Here is a 21833-nt window from a genome sequence, read left to right as displayed (position 1 = left end):
CAGGGGCGACGGCTGAGCTTCGCGCATGGTAGCCGCGTATCGGATTGCCTCGCATCGGACGATCGTCCGTGCGAGGTTTTTTTTGTGCCTGAAATGCAGGGAATATATTTCTCGCTCGGAGCGCCCGCAGGAATTTCAACCAGTTCCTTATTTCTGACGAAGGAACGCTGTCTCGACGTTTCAGTCCGTCGTGAGCCCGAAAGGCCCCGCCATGACGACCCGCAATTTCGATGCACTCTTTGCTCCGCGTTCGATCGCGCTCGTCGGCGCCAGCAACGAGCCGCATACGGTCGGCAGCGTCGTTGCGCGCAACCTGCTTTCGGCGGGCTTTTCCGGCCCGGTCATGCCGGTGAACGCTCATCACCGGCAGATCCTCGGCCGGCCGTGCTATCCTTCCATCGCAGCGCTGCCGCAGGTGCCGGATCTGGCGGTGATCGTCACGCCGGCGCCGAGCGTGCCGGGGATCGTCAAAGAGCTGGCCGAGGCCGGCTGCCGCGCCGCCGTAGTGATCTCGGCCGGGCTCGGCGAAGTCTTGGGCGGAAAGACGCTGCGCCAGCATGTGCTCGACGCCGCGCGTCCGCATCTGATGCGGATCGTCGGGCCGAACTGCCTCGGCCTGATCTCGACGCCAGCCGGCATCAATGCAAGCTTTGCCCATCTGACGCCGAAGGCCGGCGACATCGCCCTCGTCAGCCAGTCGGGCGCGATCGTCACCGCCGTTCTCGACTGGGCCGACGCGCGCGGTATCGGCTTTTCCCACGTCGTCTCCCTCGGCGACATGGGCGACGCCGATTTCGGCGATCTCCTGGATTTCCTGTCCACGGACAGGGCAACGCGATCGATCCTCCTTTATGTGGAGAACGTCACCTTTGCCAAGAAATTCATGTCGGCCGCGCGCATCGCGGCGCGGGCAAAACCCGTTCTCGTCATCAAGTCCGGCCGCAGCGCCGACGGGGCGCGGGCGGCGCTCTCCCATACCGGCGCGCTTGCCGGGTCGGACATCGTCTACGATGCAGCGTTCAAGCGCGCGGGCGTTCTCAGGGTCAACACGATCGAGGAGCTGTTCGAGGCGGCCGCGACGCTTGCGACAGGCGTGCGAATTCGCGGCGAGCGGCTGACCATCCTGACCAATGGCGGCGGAGCGGGGGTCCTCGCCGTCGATGCGCTGGACGCTCATGGCGGCCATCTGGCGGCGATGAGCGAGGCGACGCGCAGCGCGCTCGACGCCGTGCTGCCGCCGATCTGGTCGCGGGGCAATCCCGTCGACATCATCGGCGACGCGACCGGCGAGCGCTATGGCGCGGCGCTCGACATTCTGATGGCGGACCGGGACAGCGACGCGGTTCTCGTCCTCAACTGTCCGACCGCCGTTGCCGACGGCATGGAGGCGGGGCGCGCAGTGGCAAACGCGCACAAGCGCCAGCGCCGCATCCCGGTTCTGACCAGCTGGCTCGGCGGCTCCGCGGCAGCGCCCGTTCGCAGCTTCTTCTCGCAGGAAAAGATCCCGACCTTCGAAAGCCCCGACGACGCGATTCGCGCCTTCACCCAATTGGTGGAATATCGCCGCAATCAGGAACTTTTGCTGGAAACGCCATCCGCCGGCGTGACCATCGCGCCCGCAGCGGTCGCCGAGGCGCGGCAGATCCTCCAGAAAGCGGCCGGCGAGGGCCGGGCGAGCCTCAGCGAATGGGAAGCCAAGGCGGTGCTGGCACTGTTCGGCATTCCGATCGTCCCCACCGTCTTCGTGACGTCGGCCGAGGCGGCTGCGGACGAATTTTCAGCGATCGGCGGGCCGGCGGTTCTCAAGGTCGTCTCGCCGCAGGTCGTCCACAAATCCGATGTCGGCGGCGTGCGGCTGAACATCGGCTCGGGCGCCGAGATGGGCGAGGCCGTGGCAGTAATGACGCGGGACATGTCGGCCGCCTTGCCGGACGCCGAGATCGCCGGCTTCACCGTCCAGCCGATGGTGACGCGCCCCGACGCGCAGGAGCTGATCGCCGGCATTGCCCGCGATGCGACCTTCGGTCCGGTGATCCTTTTCGGTCAGGGCGGCAAGGCGACGGAGGTGATCGGCGATCGCGCCATCGGCCTGCCCCCACTGAACTCGGTGCTCGCCCGAAGAATGGTCGAGGACACCGCCGTCTCGCGGCTGCTCTCCGGCTTCCGGGACGTTCCCGCCGTGCCGATGGAAGCCTTGACGGATGTGCTGGTCCGGCTGGCGGAGCTCTCGGTCCTTTTGCCCGAGGTCGGCGAACTGGACATCAACCCGCTCCTGGCCGATGGCGAGGGCGTCATCGCTCTCGATGCTCGCATCGCCCTGGCAGAACCGGGCGCCAAGCAGACCGGGCCGGCGATCCGACCCTATCCGGGCGAGCTCGGCAAGGTCGTCACGCTTCGTGACGAGACCCGCTTTCTCCTGCGGCCGATCCGGCCGGAGGACGAGAACGCGCTTGCCGAGATGGTGCTGAAATGCACCCCCGACGATCTGCGCCTGCGTTTCATGGGGCTGATCAAGGCGCTGCCCCACCAGACGGCGGCGCGCTTTTCGCAGATCGACTACGACCGCGAAATGGCCTTCGTCGCCGTCGAGCCGCAGAGCGGCCACGGCGAAGGGCCGATCTACGGCGTCGTCAGGCTGGTGGCCGATCCGGAAAACGAGACCGCCGAGTTCGCCGTCCTCGTGCGCTCGGACATGAAGGGCAAGGGGCTCGGCTACCGCTTGATGACCGCGATCCTCGGCTATGGCCGCAAGCGCGGGCTGAAGCGCATCTCCGGCGAGGTCCTGCAGGAGAACTCGACCATGCTGAAAATGGCGCGCGACCTCGGTTTTCACTCGGCCGCCAGCGCCGACCAGGACGTCGCCCATATCATCATCGAACTCGACAGGCTGCCGGACGAAGGCTGAACCCTGCAGGACTGACAGGCGACGCTCAACCCACCGTCTCTTCGTCCACAGCCGTCAATCGCAGCGCGCCGTCATGCCCCCATCGACGACGATCTCGGTGCCGGTGATGAAGCGGGCCTCATTAGAGGCGAGGAACAGCGCGGCGTTCGCTGTGTCGCGGCCGTCGCCCATGAAGCCGAGCGGTATGCGCGCAAGGCGCTGCCTCAGGAGCGCATCGACGTCGCCGCCTGCACGCTGGCCGGCGAGCCTGGCCTCAACCATCGGCGTGTGCAGCTGGCCGGGCACGACGGTGTTCACCCTGACGCCCCTTGCCGCATATTCGACCGCAACCACCCGGGAGAACTGGATGACGGCAGCCTTCGTCGCGGCATAGGCGGACTGGGCCGCTCCCGTCCAGCGCATGCCCGACGTGGAGGAGGTGTTGACGATCGCACCGTTGCCCTTGTCCGCCATGATCGGCAGGACGGACTTGCAGGTGAGGAACACGCTTTTCAGATTGAAATCGACCTGCCTGTCCCAGACCTCTTCGCTCATCTCGGCGGGGCCTCCCTTGGCCGAGCCGCCGACATTGTTGACGAGGATATCGACGGTGCCGAAGCGCGCAACGCAGGCGGCGACCATCGACGCGACCGCGTCGCCATCGGTGACGTCGCAGAGATGGCTCTCGATCTCGCCGCCGACAGCGCGGGTCCGCTCGATCGTCTCCGCCATCGTGTCGGCCTTAAGGTCGACGGCGAAGATCTTCGCGCCCTCCTCTGCAAAGCGGACGCAGGCCGCGCGGCCATTGCCCCAGCCGGGACCGACACAGCCGGCGCCGGTGATTACAGCGACCTTGCCTTCAAGACGTCCGGCCATTGTTGCACTCCATCAAATTCAGGCCTCGAAGCGGTAGAGCCGCATCGGATTGTCAACGAGAAGCGCCTGAAGGAGCGCCGGCGTCGGAGCGATGCCGCTCAGCAGATCGACGAGGACGCCGTCGTCCGGCGGGGTATCGACGCGGAAATTGGGATGCGGCCAGTCGGTGCCCCACAGAACCCGGTCGGGATAGGTCTCGACCAGCCGGGCAGCGAAGGGCACCGCGTCCGCATAGGGCGCATCTTGGCGCGAGGCGCGCTCGCAGCCCGAGACCTTCACCCAGACATGATCGTGTTCCAACAGCTTCATGAGCGCGGCGAAGGCCTTCTGGTCGCGGCCCTCGGAGGCGTCGATCCGGCCCATGTGGTCGATGACGACCGGCACCGGGCTGGACGCAATGGCAGGTGCCATCTCGGCGATCAGGCCACTTTCCATGTGCAACTGAAGATGCAGGCCGAAACCGGCAAGCCGGGAGGCGAAGGCGGGGATTTCCCCGATCGGCAGCTCGGCCGCCAGATGCGCCATGTAGTTGAAGCGCACCGCCCGGAAGCCGAGACCCGCATGGCGCTGCAGCTCGGCATCGCTGACATCACGAGGCAAGAGAGCGACGCCGAGATAGCGCCCTGGCCGAGCCAGCATCGCATCGAGCGTTACGGAATTGTCGAAGCCGTGGCAGCCGGACTGCACGACCACGCAGCGATCGATGCCGATCCGGTCATGCAGGGCGAACAGGGTCTCCTTGGGAGCGTCGCCCGGCCGGAATTTGGCGCCTTCAGCGAAGGCAAACCGATCGGTCGGGCCGAAGACGTGGCAATGGGTGTCCGTCGCCCCCTCGGGCAGGACGAGGGCGGGCTGGCTCGGGGCGGGATCGAAGGTGATCGAGGCCGAATTCATGAGTGCGCCTTTCTCTCGGGGCTGCGGACGAAGCGCCGGTGCTGCTCAGACGAGCTCGCGCGGCGCGTCCGGGTCTGGAACGTCGACGTCGAAGACGTTGATGGTAAGGGAGATCAGCGCGTAGTAGCCGAGGATGCCGGCCAGATCGACGACCGCTTCCTCACCGAGCACGCTCACTGCCCTGGCGTACAGATCATCGGAGACCTTCCGCTCGGTATGGACGGCACGGGTGAATTCGTGGACGATCGCCTCGTCCGCGCGTTCGAATACCGGCTCGCCATTGGTACGGATGGTCTCGACGACGGCCTCGGAAAGGCCCGCCTTGAGCCCGATGGGCTTATGCGCCCACCATTCGAACTCCGAGCCCCAGATGCGGGCAATTGTCAGGATTGCGAGTTCCGAAAGGCGCGGCTCCAGCAGCGTGTCGTAGCGGCAGTAGCGGCCGAGCGCCTGGGCGGCGTCGGCCAGTTCAGGTCTGTGCAGCCAGACCGCAAGCGGACCGCGCACCTTGCCACGCGGGCCGGATGCGATGGCGTCGTGCACCTCGCGCTGGCGCGCAGTCATGGTTTGCGGATCGGGCGGTGAGATGCGGGCCATGGCGTCAGGCTCCGGGGCGTTGGGTGGCGGCAAAAGCGGGCTCGGCGGCAGCGAAGGCCTCGAGCCAGGCGGCGATCCGCGGGAATGGTTCTCGCCAGTCGTAGGGCTGCCGCCAGTCGAGATAGCCGAGGGCACAGGCCAGCGAGATCGACACGACATCCGTGACCTCAGGGTTCGGCAGGTCGGCCGCGAAGGCGGCGAGCCCTCGCGAAATCTTGCCGCGCTGGTGCGACATCCAGACGTCGGAGGCTTGATGGGGCTCGCGAAAACGTCCCTCATAGACCATCAGAAGCGCCGCATCGGCGATCCCGTCGGCCAGCGTTGCGCGGGTCATTGCGACATGCCTGGGAAGGCCGCCGGGCGGCAAGAGGCGGCCGCCGCCGGACAAGGCGTCGAAATAGTCGAGTATGACCCGGCTGTCGTAGAGCGTCGTGCCGTCGGTAAGGACGAGGCAGGGCATCTTGCCGAGCGGATTCATCTCGCGCAGATCGTCGCTCTCGTCGCGGGTGTCGGCCGGGACAATGTCGATCCGGCCGGAAAGCTCGAGAACGTCGGCGGCGATCCGGGCCTTGCGGCCGAATGGCGATGTCAGCGTGGTGCGCATGATCATCCGTCCGGACGCTGCCGCGGCGATTTCCTGGCTCGTTGGTGACTGGGGCGAGGAGAGGGGGGCTTGCATCGTCACTTCATCGATTGAGGCAGGAACAGCGCCAGCTGCGGGAACACGCAGAGCACGATCAGCATGACGAAGCCGGCAAGGACATAGGGAATCAGGCCTTTGAAGACGTCCTCGAGCTTGACGCGACCGCCCGATGAGGCCTGGACGACGAAGCAGTTGATCCCGACCGGCGGGGTCACGGCTCCGATCTCCACGAGCAGCACGACGAACACGCCGAACCAGATCGGATCGAAGCCGAGCTTCATCATCACTGGATGGGTGATCGGCAGGGTGATGGCCAGCAGCGCCGGAGCATCCATCATCATGCCGAGCGCCAGATAGATGAGCGCGATCAGGAGGACGACGATCCAGCGATTGACGTCGAGGGTGGTCAGGTAACCGCCTATGGCGTTGGCTAGGCCGCTGAGAGCGAGGAACTTGGAAAAGACGAGGGCCGCGATGATGATGCCGAAGATCATCGCGGAGGTGCGAATGGTGTCGAGCAACGTCGCCTTGAGTTCGACGCCCTTCAAGCCGCGCTGGCGCAGAATCGCCAGGACAAAGGTGAAGGCGGCGCCGATCGCACCGGCCTCGGTGGGCGTGAAGACGCCGTAGTAAAGACCGCTGACGATGCAGATGATGACGAGGACGAGGGGGCCGGCAAGGCGCAACGAGACGATTTTCTCGCGAAAGGTCGCGGAGACGGGGGTGACCGGGGCGAGCTCGGGCCGGCGCAACACCGTCAGATAAGTGGCCACGCAAAGTAGAACGGCGAAGATCAAGCCCGGTATGACGCCGGCGACGAGCAGGCCGCCGATCGAGGAATCGGTCAGGATGCCGTAGACGACGACGAGCGAACTCGGCGGGATCATCACCGCCAGCGTGCCGGCGATTGCGATCGAGGCGGAGGCGAGCGACTTGTCGTAGCCGCGATCGAGCATCTGCGGCAGGGCCAGCTTGGTGAACACAGTCGCCGTGCCGACGCTGGAGCCGGAAGCGGCACCAAATGCGGCGGCGCCGATCGTCGTCGAGATCGCAAGGCCGCCCTTCAGATTGCCCAGCCACTTGGTCGTCGCCTCGAACAGATCCTCGCCGAGGCCGGCGCGCATCGCGAAAAAGCCCATCAGCAGAAACAGCGGGATCACGCTGAAGTGGAAGGAGTGGGTGGTGTCGAAAAACACCGTCGAGAGCATGGCGGTCGCAGCGTGAAATCCGACGAGCGCCGCAAGGCCGACCGCGCCGACGAAGCCGAGGGCGACCATGACGTTGACGCCGAGCAGGATCGTCGCGAACAGGCAGGCGACCCCCACGAGCCCGATCGTAATGCCGCTCATCGGTCAAGCTCCACCGCTTCGAGATCCGTGTCGGCGAGTTCCAGCCCGAAGGCGACGGCGAGCGCGTCGAGGGCGAACTGGATGGCGAGCAGCGCCAGGCCGAAGAGAATGACGAACTTGACCGGCCAGATCGGAAACCGGATCGAGCCCCATTCCTGTTCGTTCATCGCGAAGGATTTCATGGCAAAGCCGAAGGCAGCATAGGCGCACCAGGCAAAGAAGATCGCGCCGAGTACCATGGCGAGGAAGGTCGCAACGTTCTGGCTGCGCTTGCCGAAATGCTGGGTGACAAGCACCACGTGAATGTGTCCGCCCTCGTATTGCGTGAGAGCCAGGGACAGAAAGATCAACAACGGCAAGGCCGACTCGGTGATTTCCAGCGTGCCGGCGATCGGCGCGTTGAGGATGAAACGCGACAAGGCGTTCGCAACCACCAGACACATGACGAGGAAGGTGATGATGCCGGCGACGAGGCCGCAGCCATAAAGCAGCGCGCCAAATCCCGTGCGCACGCGTTGCAGTGCGGACATGACCAGGACCTCTCTTTCGAGGCAAGAGATTGGGAAAGTGGGAAGGGTGAGCGACCGGCAGACCTTGGCGCGGCCGCTCTTTATGGCCGGATCAGAACTTCAGTTCGTCGACGATCTCTTCGGCAGGCACGCCCTCGGCCGTCGCACGGTCGATCCACTGCTTGCGTACGGCCTGAACCCTAGGGTCCTCGACAACCTTGGCCAGCTCGTCGCGCGGGAAGGGCATGACGGTAACGCCGAGTTCGCCCTTCCACATTTCCAGAACCTTGGCCGTGTCCTCGTCCAGAAGCTTGGAATATTCGACTGCGTAGTCTTCGCCAAGCTTGTCGACCACCGCCTTCGTGGCGTCGTCGAGGCCGTTATAGCTGTCGAGATTCATCGCGATGAGATGGCCGAACGACGCGCCGAGCGGCATCTCAATGTAATACTTGGCGACCTCGTCATATTTCCAGCCGCGGGCGAGGGCCGGTCCGATGGGGGTGCAGTCGATGATGCTGCGCTCCAGCGCCTCGTAGGCTTCGGCCGTGTTGATCGAGACCGGCGTCGCACCGAGCGCTTCGATCAAAGCCGGATAGGCGAAGCCGTAACTGCGAATACGAAGACCCTTCAGGTCGGACACCGACTTGACCGGTTTGGTGCAGAGCAGGCCGTAGTCTTCCAGCGGCCTGTAGCCGATGGCCTTGAGATTGTATCTGGCGAGTTCGGCGTCGAACTGGGGGTATTTCTTATGCCACTCCTCCATCAATTCGGCGATCTTCAGCGTCGAATTGGGCTGCGGAATGAAAAAGCCGACGGCGTTGTTCAGGGGGAACTTGTCAGGAAAATACGGGGTGATGATATCGCCGAAGTCGCCGACACCGGCAGCCAGCGAGTCGGGAATCTCGCCGGTCTTGGCGACGCTGCCGCCCCAGAAGACCTGAATGTCGTCCTTGCCGCCCGTCCGCTTCTTGAACTCATCGACGAACCACTGCGTGGAGATCGCCTGGGCGTCGCCCGCACCTTGCGGCTTGAACGTGATCCACTTGTAGGTGGTCGCATGGGCGGCGACAGGCAGCGTCAGCGCTATCCCCAAAAGGCTGGCACGAACGGTTTTCAGATATGAGCGGATCACGATGTTTTCCTCCCTGGAATGCCGGGCCTCCACCCGGTTCTGATCTCGACGGGCACTGTGCTCCGACCTTGTGTCATGTTTCAAATACCATATCAGCATGAGGGCCATACCTTTCAGGCATGACTTAGCGCCAAATGCCGCGCTCCACGAGCCCGGCGACGATGTCGCGGACTTCTTCCTCGACGACTGTCAGCGCCTGCTTCTGACCCTGGTCGGTGCGCATGGCGACGCAAAGCGTCCAGTCGATCTGCGGGTTACGAATCGGGGCCGCCTCAAGCGTCCCCTGCTGCACCTCGGACAGGACCGCACCATAGGTCAGGATCGTGTAGCCATGGCCGAAGCGGACGAGCGACTTGAGATGCCAGACCCCGTCGGAACGCTGGACGTCGTTGATGGCGAGGCCGAAGCGCTGGGCCTGATCGTCGATCAGAATCCGCAGGAAATTCGGGCGGCTGGGCAGGATCAGCGGAAGCCGTACGGCGTCGGCGAAATCATAGGCGGCCTGCGTCAGCGATCCTGGCGGTCCGACGACGCAAAGCGGCTCCACCAGCATCGGAGTCACCTTGATGTTTTCGCGCGGCGCCGGGTCGTGCATGACCGCGAGGGAGATCTCGTTGTTGTTGATGCGACGCTCGAGCTCGCCGCTGAAACCTTCCAGGAAGCGCAGCTCGATCTCGGGAAAGCGTTCCTTCATTCGAGCCAGCAGGGGCGGACCGATGAATTCACCCGGCGTCGGCGGCATGCCGATGGTGACGACGCCGCGGGGGCTGGTGGCATGGGCGGTGACGTCGTGGTGTGTTTGCTGGATCTGGTTGAGGATGACATAGGCCCGGCGCAGCAGGATCCCTCCGGCCTCCGTCAGCTCGACCCCCCGCGAGGTCCGCAGGAAAAGATCGAGCCCTAGGTCGAGTTCCAGCCCGCGGATCTGCCGCGACAAAGCCGGCTGGGCGATGTGAAGCCGCGTCGCCGCCTTGGTCAGGCTCTTTTCCTCGGCGACGCAAACGAAATAGCGCAGCGTCCGCAGTTCGGGTTGCCATTCTGCGGCCATGCTCTCTGATCCCCATTTCAAATGGCGCCGACGATCGGCGATGGCGCGGCGGTCGGCACTTGCAGGCGAGGGCGCGAGCCACAGCCTATAGGCCGAGGGCCGTTGTTTCGCGACTCTCTCCGATCCACAAGCCGAATTGACGACCGCACGAGGCTCCATCCCATGACGAAGATTGCCGTTCTCGACGATTATCAGGGCGTCGCCCTCTCGCTCGCCGACTGGTCGCAGCTTGGACCGGACTGCGAGGTGACGGTCTTTCGCGATCATCTCGCCGACAGCGAGGCCGCGCTTGCACAGCTCGCCGGCTTCGACGTCCTGTGCCTGATGCGCGAGCGGATGGCTCTGCCGGCGGATCTGATCGCCGGCCTCGACCGGCTGAAGCTGGTCGTCGTCACCGGACGGTCGGCTGGTTCCGTCGATCTCGGTGCTGCGACCAGTCACGGCGTGACAGTCTGCCACACGGCGCCGGGCGAGGGCGGCATCGCGACGCCCGAGCTTGCCTTCGGCCTCATCCTGTCGGCGATGCGCTCGATCCCGCAGGAGCACTTGGCGATGCGCGAAGGCGGCTGGCAGGAAACCGTCGGAACCAGCCTGAACGGCAAGACGCTGGGTCTGTTGGGGCTTGGCCGGACCGGCCAGCGCATGGCGAAGATCGCCGGCGCTTTCGACATGAAGGTGATCGCCTGGAGCCCAAACCTGACCGACGAGCGGGCTGAGGTGGCGGGCGTGCGGCGGGCCGCGAAGACCGAGCTCTTCGAGACTGCGGATGTTGTCAGCCTTCACCTCGTCCTGTCGCAGACGACACGGCGGATCGTGGGGGCGCCGGAGCTGGCGGCGATGAAGCCCGGCGCGCTCCTCGTCAACACGTCCCGCGGCCCCCTGATCGACGAAGCGGCGCTGCTGGAGGCCCTGCGGCAGGATCGCATCCGCGCCGCGCTCGATGTCTACGACACCGAGCCGCTGCCAGCCGACCACCCGCTCCGCAGCGCGCCGAACGTCATCCTGACGCCGCATCTCGGCTATGTCACCGAAGGTGGATTGCGGGAGTTCTACGAGAGTACGATCGAGACGATCGCGGCCTGGCGCGAAGGACGTCCTGTCAATGTTTTGAAGAACCTTTGAGGTTATCTTTCATCGATACGACGCAGACTATCTGCGACGAATGGTTTGACGACGGAAACCCGGCAGCCGGTCGACATCTTCGAGTGAAGATCGATCGTAGCTGATCAGGCAGCGGCCGCTTTCGGCTGCATGAAAAGGTTTTGCGTCTTTTAGCCCGAAGGCGAGTTCTGCGAATGAAAGTCAGGCATCAGGATGCGTCACCTCGATACTGAAACACTCGCGACCCTCGTCGCCATCATCGATACGGGAAGCTTCACACAGGCTGCCGACCGGGTTTCCAAATCCCAGGCCGCTGTCTCCTCTGCCATCGCGCGTCTGGAAGACAGGATCGGAAAGCGTCTGCTGAACCGCACGAACCGGACCGTCAGCCTGACGCCGGCGGGCGAGATCCTGACGGACTTTGCGCGCCGCTTGCTGGCGCTGGAGGAGGAGGCCCTGTCGGCTCTCGGCGGCGATGTGACGGCCGGTCGCGTCCGTCTCGGCATGCCGGACGACTATCTAGGCCTGTTCGGAGCGCTGGTGATGGAAAACTTTCGGGCGCGCCATCCGGAAATCCACGTCGAGGTCGTCTGCGAGTTCTCCCATCATCTCGAGCCGCTGGTCGCCACCGGCGACCTCGATCTGGCGATCGTGACCCGGCAATCCGACGACGGACAGGGAAGTCTTCTGAAGCGCGAGCGCCAGATCTGGTGCGCGGCCCGGCAGGCGCGCCCGGAGACCGAGCCGATCCTTCCACTCGCGTTGTTTCCCGATCATTGCCGGGCGCGGCCGCATATCCTCAAAGCGCTCAGCGCGGCCAACCGCGACTGGCGGATCGTCTGGACGTCCTCCCACCTTCAGTCGATCCAGTCCGCCGTGATGATGGGCTTTGCGGTGACGGCCTTGCCGCTGTCGGCGCTGACCTTCGAGCACCGCGAACTTGGCGAAGGCGACGGGTTGCCCGCGCTTCCGGAACTGGAACTGGCGCTGATCAGCGCGCCGAGCATCGGACTGGCGGCACGCCGTCTTGCCAGTTTCCTGCGATCGGAGTTCAGCCCCGATCGCCCGGACTGAAGTCTCAGACCATGTCGCGGATGGCGGTCGCCGCGCGCTCGATCATATCGGCGACGACGGCGTCGTCATGGGCGAAGGACAGGTAGAACCGGCCGAAACTCTGGGGCATCGTCATGATGCCCGATCGCCGCATTGCCGCATGGAAGGCGAGTGTCAGCTCCGGACGGACCATCTCGGACGCCTGGCTGTATGAGACCGGCGCCTCGGCGGCGAACCACAGGGTGAACACCATGCCGAGGCCGGATGTCGCGGACATCTCGCCGGCGGCCAGCAGATTCTCCACCAGCGCGTTGCGCAGGCGATTGCCGCGGGCCTCCAGCGCGGCATAGTCGGCATTCTCCAGAGCGTCGAGGGTGGCGAGGACGGCGGCGGTGGCAACCGGGTTGCCGCTGTAGGTGCCGGCCCGAACGGCCCGTCCGTCGGTCGCGGCTTTCATCATCTCGGCACGGCCGAGCACGGCGGCAACGCAGAAGCCGTTGCCGATCGCCTTGCCGACGGTGGCGAGGTCCGGATCGAGGCCGGCATGCTGGGACGCGAGCCCGGCGACCTGGCGAAAGCCCATCAACACCTCGTCGGCGATGAACAACGCGCCATGCCGGCGAGCCAGCGCCTGCGCCTGATGCAGGTAGTCGTTGCGGGCTTCGATGCAGCCGGCATTGGCGAGCAGGGGCTCGGCGATGATGGCGGCGATGTCGCTGCGCTCGGCGAAGAGGCGCTCCAGATCCTCGATGTCGTTGAAGCGCACCAGCGTCGTGCCGTGGCGTTCGGCCCGGCTGTTGCCGCTGATCAGCGCTTCGGCCGAGCCGGCATTGCCGACGGCCATGCTGTCGTACCAGCCGTCGAAGCCGGCGCCCATTTTGGCGATCGTGGGCCGTCCGGTCACCGCCCGGGCGATGCGGCAGGCCATATGGACCGCTTCAGAACCGGTATTGGTGAAGATCGCCTGATCGAGTGGACCGCAAAAGCCCGTCAGACGGGCCGCCGCAGCTTCCTCGCCCGGATGCGCGAAGGCCGGCATGGAGCCCTGGTTCAGGGCCCGCGCGACCGCCTCGTTCACGCCTTGATGGGCATGGCCGAGCATGGTCGCACCGAAACCGAGAGCGGTATCGATATAGCGCCGTCCGGACAGGTCGAAGAGATAGGGACCGGAGGCGCGTTCCACCAGAAAGACTTCGCCGTCGACCATCGGGACGGCGCGACCGGCACTCGAGATGCCGCCGACGAGATGTTGCATGATTCAATTTCCAAGCAGGGATGGCAGCCATTCGGTCAGGGACGGAACGAAGGCCAGAAGAAGGATCACGGCGGCGCTCGCCGCCCAGAACGGCACGAGTTCGCGCGACACGGCGCCGATCGGCACGCGTCCGACATTGCAGACGACGAAGATGTTGGTGCCGACCGGGGGCGTGTAGAGGCCGATGCCGAGGGCGACCGTGGCGAGAACGCCGGCCTGATAGGGCCCAAGACCCGCGGTCAGCAAAATGGGCGTCAGGATGGGAGCGAGAATGATCATCGCGGGGCTGAGGTCGAGCCAGGTTCCCACGAAGAGGAGGATGATGAGAACCAGCATGACCGTGCCCGTCGGCCCGGCCCCCAGTGCTGTGACCGCGTGGGCCGCCATGGTGGGAACCTGTTCGATCGTCAGGATCCAGGCGAAGGGCGTCGCCAGCGCGACGATCATCATCACCGCACCGGTACCCGCGACCGTATCGACCACGGCTGGCCAGATGTCCTTGAGCGTCAGTTCGCGGTAGACGAACATGCCGACGATGAGCGCGTAGACCACCGACAGCGCCGCCGCCTCGGTCGCGGTCGCAAAGCCGGACAGGATGGCGCCGAGAATGAACACCGGCATCGCCAGCGCCGGCAGGCCGAAAGCCAGGTCGCGCAGGAACTGCGCCATGCTCTGCTGCGGCGCGGTGCCGACGTAACCGCGCTTTTTCGACACGATGTAGGCGGTCAGCATGAACAGGCCGGCGACCAGGATGCCGGGAATGATGCCGGCGACGAACAGGCCGCCGATCGAGGTGTTGGTGAGAACGCCGTAGAGGATGAAGACGACGCTCGGCGGCACGATGATGCCGAGCGTTCCCGAAGCCGCGGTGAGGGCCGCTGCGAAGGATCGGGGATACCCTCGGCTTTCCATGGCAGGAATCATCAGCTTGGCGACGGCGCTGGTATCGGCCGTGGCCGATCCGCTGATGCCGCCATAGACGAAGGCCGTCGCGACGTTGACGAGACTGAGACCCCCGGTGAAGCGGCCGAAGACGAATTCGGCCAGCGACACCAGGCGATGGGTGAGGCCGCCCCGGTTCATCAGTTCGCCACTGAACAGGAACAGCGGGATGGCCGCGAGATAGAGCGAATCCGCGCCCCGTATGGCCTGCTGTGCGAGCCAGGCGGTGGGCATCGAAAGATCGCCGAGCGTCAACGCCACGATGGTGGCAAAACCCATGGTCCAAAGGATCGGCAATCCGGCGACGAGGCCGATGGCGAATGCGCCGAAGAGATAGAGCGTCGTCATTTGGCCTCGCCGTCCGAGTGGTGCCGAAGGGTTCTGACGATCGAGGCAACGGCGATCGCAGCGGTTGCTGCGGCGGCGCCCATGAGCGGAATGATCGAGACGGCGCGGGGCAGGCGAAGGACGGGTGTCGGCGCTCCGCCGCTGCGCTCCAGGAAGGCAAGAGCGCTCTGGAAGAGCTCGAGTGCAAACCAGAGGGTGGCCACGCCGAGAAACAGGACGAGACCCTGCCGGGCCCGGCCGCGCAGGCGGTCTGACATGGCTGTGAAAGCGACGTTCTCGCCCTTCATTTCGGCGACGATGACGCCGACGAATGTCGTCCAGAGAAAGGCGATCCCGGCAAGTTCGAACGTCCACTCCATCCCGCTGATGCCGAGATAGCGCGCGGCCACGCCGCCAAGCGTGGCAAGCAGCGTGACGGCGAAGGATGCGGCGGCAACGACGCTTGCGACGAAAAGGCAGAGCCGGTGCGCGCGCCCGCGTCCGGTCCGCTCTCGCCCGTCGGGTATCGAAAGTTCCGTCAAGACGAACGGTCCTTACTCAGGTCTGGGTCGAGGCGATGCCGCGGTAACGCGGCATCGCGCGGCTGTTTGGGTTATTTCCCGGATGCGGCCTTGCGGACCGAGGCCACGAAGTCCTTGCCCCACTCGGCGCCGAACTTGGCGTAGACGGGATCGACCATCGCGCGGAACGGCGCCTGATCGACGACATTCACCTTCACCCCTGCGTCCTTGAGCTCCGTGAGCACGGTGTCGTAGGTCGCGCCGAGTTCCTTGCGATACCACGCCGTGGTGTCGGCAACAGCTTCGGTGATCGCGTCCTGATCCTTCTTGGAAAGCGAATCGAACCGGTCGGCATTCATGAACCAGTAGTTCGGGGTCCACATGTAGTTCGCGATGGAAAGATAGGGGCTCACCTCGTACCATTTCTGGTCGTAGAAATCGCGGATCTCCGGTTCCGTACCATCGACGACGCCGGACTGCAGCGAGGTGTAGACCTCGCCGAACGGGATCGACTGCGGCAGCGCTCCGAGGGCGTTCATCGTCGCCAGGATGACAGGGTTCGGCGGCGTGCGGATCTTCGCGCCCTTCAGGTCCGCAGGCGTTTCGATCGGGCGACGGGTATCGGCGAACTGGCGAAAGCCGGAATCGAGGGCGCCCAGCATGTGGAAGCCGTTGTCCTGACCCGTGTCGAAAACCTTCTTGCCCGCCGGGCTGTCGAGGAAGGCGTGGACCGCGTCGAGATCGGAAAACAGGAATGGCAGGGTCACGACGTTGAGTTTGGGATCGATCGCATCCGCGACGCCGCCAAGACCGATGTCGATCGAACCGGAGCCGACGCCGTCCGCGATCGGTCCCTCATCGCCGAGCTGACCGTCGGGGAAGATCTGGACGGTCAATTCGCCTCCGGTCTTGTCCGAGACCTCCTTGGCAAACATTTCGACCGCTTTCTGGATCAGGCTCGACGACGACGAGGCGTGGGCCAGGCGAAGCGTCTCTGCCTGAACGCCGGAGGAAAGCGTCAGCATGGAGCAGGCTGCGAGAGTGGCGAGCAAATGTTTCATTTTCGGGCGTGCCTATTATTAGAGCGAACGCCCTACCAATCGCGTCCAGGGTTGCGATCGTCAACGCGTTGCGCGCCGATCCACGCCGCGAAGATCTTATGGTGCCATTCGGTCAGCTTATGCACCGCCGTCTCGATTCTCTGCACCGCTCAAAGGTCACGGCGCTATAGAAGCTGCCTTCACGCAAGCTGACGGTCCTGCCGATCGCCTTGTAGGCTTCGAGTCGACCGCTCTCCTCGCGGATTGACGCTTCGCAGACCTTCGCGGCGCCTTTCGGCTTTCGCCGGCGGCGATCCTCCCATCGGTCGTCATGTCGATGCGGGGCCGGTCGAGCCTGCGCCAATTCCGCCCTTGGCCGGCGGGCGGCCCTCAGTCGTCCGTCGGCTCCAGAAGCCGGATCATCTCCGACATGTCCGCTGCGCCGAGGCCCATGCGGATGAGGATCCGGTGAATGTCGGCGACAGCCGTCGTCAAAGGCAGCGGCGTCCTGGTCTTGTGAGCGAAAGACTGAAGCGTCTCGAGGTCCTTCATCATGTTGTCGAGACGCCCCGTCGGGGTGTGATCACGCGCGGCGAACTTGCCCATATATTCTTGGAGAATTCGGGAATCTCCACGTCCGCCCTTCAAGGCGGCCGGGACTTTGCCCGGGTCGATCCCGGCTGCCTCGGCCAGCACGACGGCCTCGGCGACGCCCTGAAACAGGAGCCCGCAAAACAGCTGGTTGATCAGCTTGGTCGCCTGACCGGCGCCGCTCGGGCCCATGTGATTATAGTTGGCGCAAAGATGATCCATCACGGCCCGGCCGCGCTCGAAATCCTCCGCCGAGCCGCCGGCCATGACCGTCAGGGTGCCGGTTCGGGCGCCGGGGGCCCCGCCCGAGAGCGGGCAGTCGATCCAGCCCATGCCCGTCTCGCGGCGCAGCCGCTCCGCCATCCGCTTGGTCGCGTCAGGATCGATCGACGACATGTCGATCAGAAGTTTGTCTGGCCCGGCAGATCCTGCAACGCCTTCGGTGCCGAAAATCGCGTCTTCGACGACATCGGCATAGGTCAGGCAAACCACGACATAGTCGGTATTTGCCGCGGCCTCGCACGGCGTCGACGCGGCTCTGGCGCCGAGCTTTTCCAATGGTTTCAGCTTGTCCTGATCACGGTTGTAGATCGTGACCGTGAAGCCGACGGACAGCAGCCGCTCGGTGATCGCAGCTCCCATGATGCCGGCGCCAATGACGGCGGCGGATTGTCTGGTTGCGTCATCCATGCGGCGTCCTTTGATCAGTCGAGTGGTGTCATGTCGAAAACATGGTGGTGGATATGGCCCTCGAACATCGCCATCAGCTCCTGCGTCACCGCGCGGCTTTCGTAGCGAACGGGCGAGGCGAGGGCAGCTTCGAGGGCCGCATCGTCGTCAAAGATCATGGCGAGAGACAAGGCGAAGGACGGAGCGCCCGCGTCGCGATCCCGGGCAAAAAGCACCCGGACATCACGCACATCTGGGAAGCGCCGCCACATCGGGATGAGGCGCGTTTCGACGAAGGTGCGAAAGGCCGTTTCCTGACCGTCCCTGATCGAGCCCTCGAAAAACGCCTGGCGAACGATCATGATCGTATCCTTCGAGGTAAGAGCGCTGCGTCATCCTTGAAGACGCTGGCGGCCGGGCGCTCTCCGGCGAACACGCTTCGAAGGCTTTCCAGCACGATCGTCCCCATGGCCAAGCGTGTCTCGCGCGTCGCGCTGCCCTGATGCGGCATCAAAAGCACGTTGGGGAGGGTCCTGAAGGCGTCCCGGATGCCCGGTTCGTCACGATAGACGTCAAGGCAGGCGCCGGCGATCCGGCCGCTTGTCAACGCCTCGATCAAGGCGTCCTCGTCGACCAGCGCCCCGCGCGCGACATTGACGAGGATACCCTGTGGCCCGAGCGCGTTCAGAAACTCTTCGCCGATCATGTTTTCGGTCGAAGCGTTGGCGGCCAGCGACACGACGACGATGTCGCACTGAGTGGCCAATGCCACCGGATCTGCGGCCCTTTGCCAGTCTGCGGGCACATCGACGTCGCTGCGATTGTAGTAGCTGACGGACATGCCGAAGGCGGTCGCCCTGACGGCTGTCTCGCGGCCGATTTCGCCAAGGCCCAGAATACCGATCCGCTTGCCTCTGGGGCTGCGGCCCAGAACGGGCTTTTCGCCACCTTGCCATGCCCCCGAGCGCACGAGGCTGTGCCCTTCCGGAACCTTGCGCAGGAAAGCGAGGATCATCGCCAAGGCAAGATCGGCGACATCGCCGGCGAGAACGCCGGGGGTCGTCGTCACATCGACATTCCGGTCCCGGGCGGCTTTGAGGTCGACGGCGTCGGTGCCGACACCGTTGATGGCGACGACTTTCAGATGCGGGAGCCTGTCGAACCAGGCTGGCGGCAAACCGCTTCCGCCGCCCGTCACCACCGCCTCGAAGCGGTTGTCGGCGGGAATGTCGCCGTCACGGCCACCCGCGACGCGGAAAACGTCGTAGCGCTCGTCGAGGCGGGCTTCGATTTCGGCCATCATCGGCTCGACGAGGACGATGGATTTTCGCATCCCGCGCTCGGGCATGTCGGACATTGCGTTTGCCATCAGTGCGAGATCTGCCCAAGGAAATTGCGCGTCCGCTCGTGTTCCGGCGCGTCGAAGAAACGGTCCGGCGGGGCGACCTCGACGATCTCGCCACGATCCATGAAGATGATCCGATCCGCGACGCTTCGGGCGAAACTCATCTCGTGGGTGACGCAAAGCATGGTCATGCCTTCCTGCGCGAGATCGATCATCGTATCGAGAACTTCCTTCACCATCTCCGGATCGAGCGCCGAGGTCGGCTCGTCGAAGAGCATCAGCTTGGGGTTCATGCACAGCGCCCGGGCGATCGCCACGCGCTGCTGCTGGCCGCCGGAAAGCTGGGCGGGATATTTGTCCGCCTGTTCGGGAATGCGGACCCGCTCCAGGAAATGGCGGGCGGTCTTTTCCGCCTCCGCCTTGTCGATCTTCTTCACCTTGCGCGGCGCGATCATGCAGTTTTCGAGGACGGTCATGTGTGGAAACAGATTGAACGACTGGAAGACCATGCCGACTTCCCGGCGGATCGCATCGACGTTCCTGTCGCCCCCGGTGAGCTCCATTCCGTCGACGAAGATGCGCCCTTCCTGAACCGGCTCGAGTTGGTTGAGGGTGCGGATCAGCGTCGACTTGCCGGAGCCCGACGGGCCGCAAATCACGATACGCTCGCCATTTGCGACCTCGAGGTCGATCCCCTTCAGAGCATGAAAGTCACCAAACCATTTTCCGACTTTCTCCATGCGCACGGCGGCGGCGCCGCTGGTTCGCTCGGTCATGGACAGCTCCTTTCAAAGGCACTTTCGGGACGATCGTCAGGCTTGGAGAGCCGCTTACTTCGAAGCCGGCTTGCCATCGACACGCGGAGCCGTGTCGTCGGCGATGAAGTCCGGAAGCGGCTGGCCGAGCCACTTTTCGTGGATCGCGTTGAGCTTGCCGTCCTTCTTCGCCTCGGTGAGATACTGGTTGATCTCTTTCAGGAGCTCGTCCGAGCCCGGCTTGACCGCGACGCCCTGCACCTGCTGGGCGAGGTCGAACTTCTTGTCGTAGGTGTCGGGCCGCAGCTTCTGGATCTGTGCGATGACGGTGTTCGAGGCCCCGATGAGCGGCACCTGACCCGAAATCAGGGCCTGAACGGCCGAGGCGTCGTCGTCGAAACGCTGGATGTTGGTGCCTTCCGGCGCGACCTTGGTGAGCGAGGTGTCCTGGGTGCTGGCCCGGGCAACGCCGACCGACTGGCCGGCAAGGGCGGCCGCGTCCGGAATGTCGAGGCCCTTCTCACCGACCACGGAGATCTCGATGCCGGCATAGGGCTGGGAAAAGTCGACGCGTTCGGCGCGCTCGGGCGTGATGCCGAGCGAGGCGACGAGGAAGTCGATCCGGTTCGAAAGAAGATAGGGGATGCGGTTCGGGCCGGTCACCGGGACGAGATTGACCTTCACACCGAAATCCTCGGCGAGAAGCTTCGCCACATCGGCATCGTAGCCGTCGGGCTTGCCTTCGGTGTTCAGAATGCCGAAGGGCGGGAAATCGACGAGCATGCCGATGTTGACCGTCCCGCGATCCTTGATCTCCTGCGGAGTCTGCGCGGTCGCAGGCAGGCTCGTCGCGGCGAGGGCGCCAGCCAGCCCGCCGGCTGCCAGAACGAGGTTCAGAATTTTCATGATGTCTCTCCCGGTTTGATCGATTGTTCGGATTTCAGCCGCTCACCGCGCCGTGGCGCGTGAGAAACGGCGCTCCAGCTGACGCGCGGCGATCGAGAGCGGCCAGCAGAGGATGAAGTAGAAGACGGCGACGAGCCCGAAGACCGTGAAGGGCTCGAAGGTCGCGTTGTTGATGATCTGGCCGGCCCGGGTCATTTCGACGAAGCCGATGATCGAGGCGAGCGAGGTGCCCTTGATGAGCTGGACCAGGAAGCCGACCGTCGGTGCGACGGAGATCCGTGCTGCCTGGGGCAGGATGATCGATTTCATCCGGTCGAGATAGCCAAGGCCGAGCGCCCAGCTCGCCTCGTGCTGTCCGCCGGGCACGGCCTGGATCGAGCCGCGCCAGATCTCGCCGAGAAAGGCGCTGGCATGAAGGGTGAGGGCGATCGCTGCGGCAAGGAGCGGGGTGACGGAGATGCCGAAGATATTGATGCCGAAGAAGACGAGAAAGAGCTGCATCAAAAGCGGCGTGCCCTGGAACACCCGAATGAAACCGAGTGCCAGCCCGGAAAATATGCGGTTCTGCGAAACCCGGGCGAGCGCGATGACGAGCCCGCCGACCGCACCGCCGGCAAAGGCGATGGCCGAAAGAAGCAGCGTCCAGCGCACGGCAAAGAGAATGAACAGGAAGTCGCTGGTTCCAAATTCGCGGATCATGGCGCTGCTCCTACCGGCTCAACGGGTAGCTGAAGGCGACCCGTTCGATGGCCGAGAAGAGGGCGGAAAACCCGATCGACAGAATGAAATAGATGACGGTGATGACCAGATAGACCTCGAAGCTGGCGAACGTCTCGGCGTTGATGTCGTTTCCGGCGGCGGCAAGATCGCTGGCCGAAATGACCGAGACGACGCTGGTCGTCAGCATCAGGAAGATGAACTGGCTGGTGAGCGCCGGATAGACGGTGCGCAGCGCCGGTCGCAGGATCACATAGCGGAAGATCTGCGCCCGCTTCATGCCGAGCGCGATGCCGGCCTCGACCTGACCCCGGTTGATCGACTCGATGCCGGCCCGAATGATCTCGGTGGCATAGGCCCCGACATTGATGATCAGAGCGACGAGGGCGGCGACGTTGGGTGAGAACCGCAGCCCGATGGCCGGCAGGCCGAAGAAGATGAAGAAGATCTGGATGATGAAGGGCGTGTTGCGGATCGCCTCGACATAGGCGTCGACGAGCCAGCGCAGGGGCCGCGGCCCGGCATTCTTCGCGATCGCGCCCATCAGCCCGACGACGAGCCCCGCAACCATCGCGCCGAAGGAAAGCTGGATGGTCACCCACGCCCCCTCCAGAAGCCGCGGATAGTTCGCAAGCACAGGCGCGAAATTGAAGTCGTAGTTCAAGCGATCCTCCCGATC

The 21833-nt window shown here is 64.7% G+C and carries 22 protein-coding genes; 3 read left to right on the top strand and 19 right to left on the bottom strand.

Annotated features, from left to right (window positions below; all coding sequences use genetic code 11):
- The first annotated feature begins 211 nt into the window (after positions 1-211).
- Positions 212-2905 (top strand): bifunctional acetate--CoA ligase family protein/GNAT family N-acetyltransferase, encoded by a 2694-nt coding sequence (locus J6595_RS14965; RefSeq protein ID WP_209595379.1) that lies wholly within the window; start codon positions 212-214, stop codon positions 2903-2905.
- A gap of 54 nt (positions 2906-2959) precedes the next feature.
- On the opposite strand, the gene J6595_RS14960 is transcribed toward J6595_RS14965, so the two are convergent.
- From J6595_RS14960 to J6595_RS14925, 8 genes are all read right to left on the bottom strand, one after another.
- Positions 2960-3760, bottom strand: a complete 801-nt coding sequence (locus J6595_RS14960; protein WP_209595378.1) for an SDR family NAD(P)-dependent oxidoreductase — start codon at positions 3758-3760, stop codon at positions 2960-2962.
- Between the two features lie 18 nt (positions 3761-3778).
- On the bottom strand, positions 3779-4654 hold the full coding sequence (locus J6595_RS14955; protein WP_209595377.1) for an amidohydrolase family protein: 876 nt from the start codon (positions 4652-4654) through the stop codon (positions 3779-3781).
- A 45-nt stretch (positions 4655-4699) separates the two neighbouring features.
- Positions 4700-5251, bottom strand: a complete 552-nt coding sequence (locus tag J6595_RS14950; RefSeq protein WP_209595376.1) for a carboxymuconolactone decarboxylase family protein — start codon at positions 5249-5251, stop codon at positions 4700-4702.
- Positions 5252-5255: 4 nt separating this feature from the next.
- Positions 5256-5930: a glutathione S-transferase N-terminal domain-containing protein gene (locus J6595_RS14945; RefSeq protein WP_245198466.1), complete on the bottom strand. Its 675-nt coding sequence runs from the start codon at positions 5928-5930 to the stop codon at positions 5256-5258.
- 2 nt (positions 5931-5932) lie between these two features.
- Complete coding sequence (locus J6595_RS14940; RefSeq protein ID WP_209595375.1) at positions 5933-7243, bottom strand: TRAP transporter large permease; 1311 nt, start codon at positions 7241-7243, stop codon at positions 5933-5935.
- Positions 7240-7773 carry a TRAP transporter small permease subunit gene (locus J6595_RS14935; RefSeq protein ID WP_209595374.1) on the bottom strand — a complete coding sequence of 178 codons (534 nt, stop codon included), beginning with the start codon at positions 7771-7773 and terminating at the stop codon, positions 7240-7242. The genes J6595_RS14940 and J6595_RS14935 overlap by 4 nt, the downstream gene beginning before the upstream one ends.
- A gap of 91 nt (positions 7774-7864) precedes the next feature.
- On the bottom strand, positions 7865-8884 hold the full coding sequence (locus J6595_RS14930) for a C4-dicarboxylate TRAP transporter substrate-binding protein (protein WP_209595373.1): 1020 nt from the start codon (positions 8882-8884) through the stop codon (positions 7865-7867).
- 124 nt (positions 8885-9008) lie between these two features.
- Positions 9009-9932 carry a LysR family transcriptional regulator gene (locus tag J6595_RS14925; RefSeq protein WP_209595372.1) on the bottom strand — a complete coding sequence of 308 codons (924 nt, stop codon included), beginning with the start codon at positions 9930-9932 and terminating at the stop codon, positions 9009-9011.
- A 162-nt stretch (positions 9933-10094) separates the two neighbouring features.
- On the opposite strand from J6595_RS14925, the gene J6595_RS14920 reads away from it, so the two are divergent.
- The gene (locus tag J6595_RS14920; RefSeq protein WP_209595371.1) at positions 10095-11054 is read left to right on the top strand and encodes a D-2-hydroxyacid dehydrogenase family protein; all 960 of its coding nucleotides are present in this window, start codon (positions 10095-10097) and stop codon (positions 11052-11054) included.
- A gap of 192 nt (positions 11055-11246) precedes the next feature.
- The gene (locus J6595_RS14915; protein WP_209595370.1) at positions 11247-12107 is read left to right on the top strand and encodes a LysR family transcriptional regulator; all 861 of its coding nucleotides are present in this window, start codon (positions 11247-11249) and stop codon (positions 12105-12107) included.
- A 4-nt stretch (positions 12108-12111) separates the two neighbouring features.
- On the opposite strand, the gene J6595_RS14910 is transcribed toward J6595_RS14915, so the two are convergent.
- The 11 genes from J6595_RS14910 to J6595_RS14860 form a co-directional block, all read right to left on the bottom strand.
- Positions 12112-13341 carry an aspartate aminotransferase family protein gene (locus tag J6595_RS14910; protein WP_209595369.1) on the bottom strand — a complete coding sequence of 410 codons (1230 nt, stop codon included), beginning with the start codon at positions 13339-13341 and terminating at the stop codon, positions 12112-12114.
- Between the two features lie 3 nt (positions 13342-13344).
- A complete protein-coding gene (locus J6595_RS14905) occupies positions 13345-14631 on the bottom strand; it encodes a TRAP transporter large permease (RefSeq protein ID WP_209595368.1) in 1287 nt (428 codons plus the stop codon).
- Entirely contained in the window at positions 14628-15152 is a 525-nt protein-coding gene (locus J6595_RS14900) for a TRAP transporter small permease (RefSeq protein ID WP_209595367.1), read from the bottom strand. Before J6595_RS14900 ends, J6595_RS14905 begins: the two co-directional genes overlap by 4 nt.
- A 71-nt stretch (positions 15153-15223) precedes the next feature.
- On the bottom strand, positions 15224-16192 hold the full coding sequence (locus J6595_RS14895; protein ID WP_209595366.1) for a TRAP transporter substrate-binding protein: 969 nt from the start codon (positions 16190-16192) through the stop codon (positions 15224-15226).
- A gap of 369 nt (positions 16193-16561) precedes the next feature.
- The gene (locus tag J6595_RS14890; RefSeq protein ID WP_209595365.1) at positions 16562-17452 is read right to left on the bottom strand and encodes an NAD(P)-dependent oxidoreductase; all 891 of its coding nucleotides are present in this window, start codon (positions 17450-17452) and stop codon (positions 16562-16564) included.
- A gap of 14 nt (positions 17453-17466) precedes the next feature.
- Positions 17467-17793, bottom strand: a complete 327-nt coding sequence (locus J6595_RS14885; protein WP_209595364.1) for a hypothetical protein — start codon at positions 17791-17793, stop codon at positions 17467-17469.
- Positions 17790-18734 (bottom strand): 2-hydroxyacid dehydrogenase, encoded by a 945-nt coding sequence (locus J6595_RS14880; protein ID WP_425342159.1) that lies wholly within the window; start codon positions 18732-18734, stop codon positions 17790-17792. Before J6595_RS14880 ends, J6595_RS14885 begins: the two co-directional genes overlap by 4 nt.
- Before the next feature lie 65 nt (positions 18735-18799).
- The gene (locus J6595_RS14875) at positions 18800-19552 is read right to left on the bottom strand and encodes an amino acid ABC transporter ATP-binding protein (protein WP_209595363.1); all 753 of its coding nucleotides are present in this window, start codon (positions 19550-19552) and stop codon (positions 18800-18802) included.
- Positions 19553-19606: 54 nt separating this feature from the next.
- Positions 19607-20437, bottom strand: a complete 831-nt coding sequence (locus J6595_RS14870) for a transporter substrate-binding domain-containing protein (protein ID WP_209595362.1) — start codon at positions 20435-20437, stop codon at positions 19607-19609.
- 42 nt (positions 20438-20479) lie between these two features.
- A complete protein-coding gene (locus J6595_RS14865) occupies positions 20480-21136 on the bottom strand; it encodes an amino acid ABC transporter permease (protein WP_209595361.1) in 657 nt (218 codons plus the stop codon).
- A 10-nt stretch (positions 21137-21146) separates the two neighbouring features.
- Positions 21147-21818, bottom strand: a complete 672-nt coding sequence (locus tag J6595_RS14860; RefSeq protein ID WP_245198452.1) for an amino acid ABC transporter permease — start codon at positions 21816-21818, stop codon at positions 21147-21149.
- Between the last annotated feature and the right edge of the window lie 15 nt (positions 21819-21833).

The sequence above is a fragment of the Jiella mangrovi genome, assembly GCF_017815135.1.
GTDB lineage: Bacteria > Pseudomonadota > Alphaproteobacteria > Rhizobiales > Rhizobiaceae > Jiella > Jiella mangrovi.
The sequence above is the reverse complement of the archived record's forward strand: the minus strand, read 5'-3'. Positions and strand labels throughout refer to the sequence as shown.

What these genes read in the sequence shown, in the direction of transcription:
- J6595_RS14890 (WP_209595365.1), bottom strand. Translation starts at nt 17,452, where the DNA reads ATGGATGACGCAACCAGACAATCCGCCGCCGTCATTGGCGCCGGCATC.
- J6595_RS14960 (WP_209595378.1), bottom strand. Translation starts at nt 3,760, where the DNA reads ATGGCCGGACGTCTTGAAGGCAAGGTCGCTGTAATCACCGGCGCCGGC.
- J6595_RS14875 (WP_209595363.1), bottom strand. Translation starts at nt 19,552, where the DNA reads ATGACCGAGCGAACCAGCGGCGCCGCCGCCGTGCGCATGGAGAAAGTC.
- J6595_RS14910 (WP_209595369.1), bottom strand. Translation starts at nt 13,341, where the DNA reads ATGCAACATCTCGTCGGCGGCATCTCGAGTGCCGGTCGCGCCGTCCCG.
- J6595_RS14935 (WP_209595374.1), bottom strand. Translation starts at nt 7,773, where the DNA reads ATGTCCGCACTGCAACGCGTGCGCACGGGATTTGGCGCGCTGCTTTAT.
- J6595_RS14945 (WP_245198466.1), bottom strand. Translation starts at nt 5,930, where the DNA reads ATGCAAGCCCCCCTCTCCTCGCCCCAGTCACCAACGAGCCAGGAAATC.
- J6595_RS14905 (WP_209595368.1), bottom strand. Translation starts at nt 14,631, where the DNA reads ATGACGACGCTCTATCTCTTCGGCGCATTCGCCATCGGCCTCGTCGCC.
- J6595_RS14920 (WP_209595371.1), top strand. Translation starts at nt 10,095, where the DNA reads ATGACGAAGATTGCCGTTCTCGACGATTATCAGGGCGTCGCCCTCTCG.
- J6595_RS14870 (WP_209595362.1), bottom strand. Translation starts at nt 20,437, where the DNA reads ATGAAAATTCTGAACCTCGTTCTGGCAGCCGGCGGGCTGGCTGGCGCC.
- J6595_RS14880 (WP_425342159.1), bottom strand. Translation starts at nt 18,734, where the DNA reads ATGATGGCCGAAATCGAAGCCCGCCTCGACGAGCGCTACGACGTTTTC.
- J6595_RS14965 (WP_209595379.1), top strand. Translation starts at nt 212, where the DNA reads ATGACGACCCGCAATTTCGATGCACTCTTTGCTCCGCGTTCGATCGCG.
- J6595_RS14955 (WP_209595377.1), bottom strand. Translation starts at nt 4,654, where the DNA reads ATGAATTCGGCCTCGATCACCTTCGATCCCGCCCCGAGCCAGCCCGCC.
- J6595_RS14865 (WP_209595361.1), bottom strand. Translation starts at nt 21,136, where the DNA reads ATGATCCGCGAATTTGGAACCAGCGACTTCCTGTTCATTCTCTTTGCC.
- J6595_RS14885 (WP_209595364.1), bottom strand. Translation starts at nt 17,793, where the DNA reads ATGATCGTTCGCCAGGCGTTTTTCGAGGGCTCGATCAGGGACGGTCAG.
- J6595_RS14915 (WP_209595370.1), top strand. Translation starts at nt 11,247, where the DNA reads ATGCGTCACCTCGATACTGAAACACTCGCGACCCTCGTCGCCATCATC.
- J6595_RS14895 (WP_209595366.1), bottom strand. Translation starts at nt 16,192, where the DNA reads ATGAAACATTTGCTCGCCACTCTCGCAGCCTGCTCCATGCTGACGCTT.
- J6595_RS14940 (WP_209595375.1), bottom strand. Translation starts at nt 7,243, where the DNA reads ATGAGCGGCATTACGATCGGGCTCGTGGGGGTCGCCTGCCTGTTCGCG.
- J6595_RS14925 (WP_209595372.1), bottom strand. Translation starts at nt 9,932, where the DNA reads ATGGCCGCAGAATGGCAACCCGAACTGCGGACGCTGCGCTATTTCGTT.
- J6595_RS14950 (WP_209595376.1), bottom strand. Translation starts at nt 5,251, where the DNA reads ATGGCCCGCATCTCACCGCCCGATCCGCAAACCATGACTGCGCGCCAG.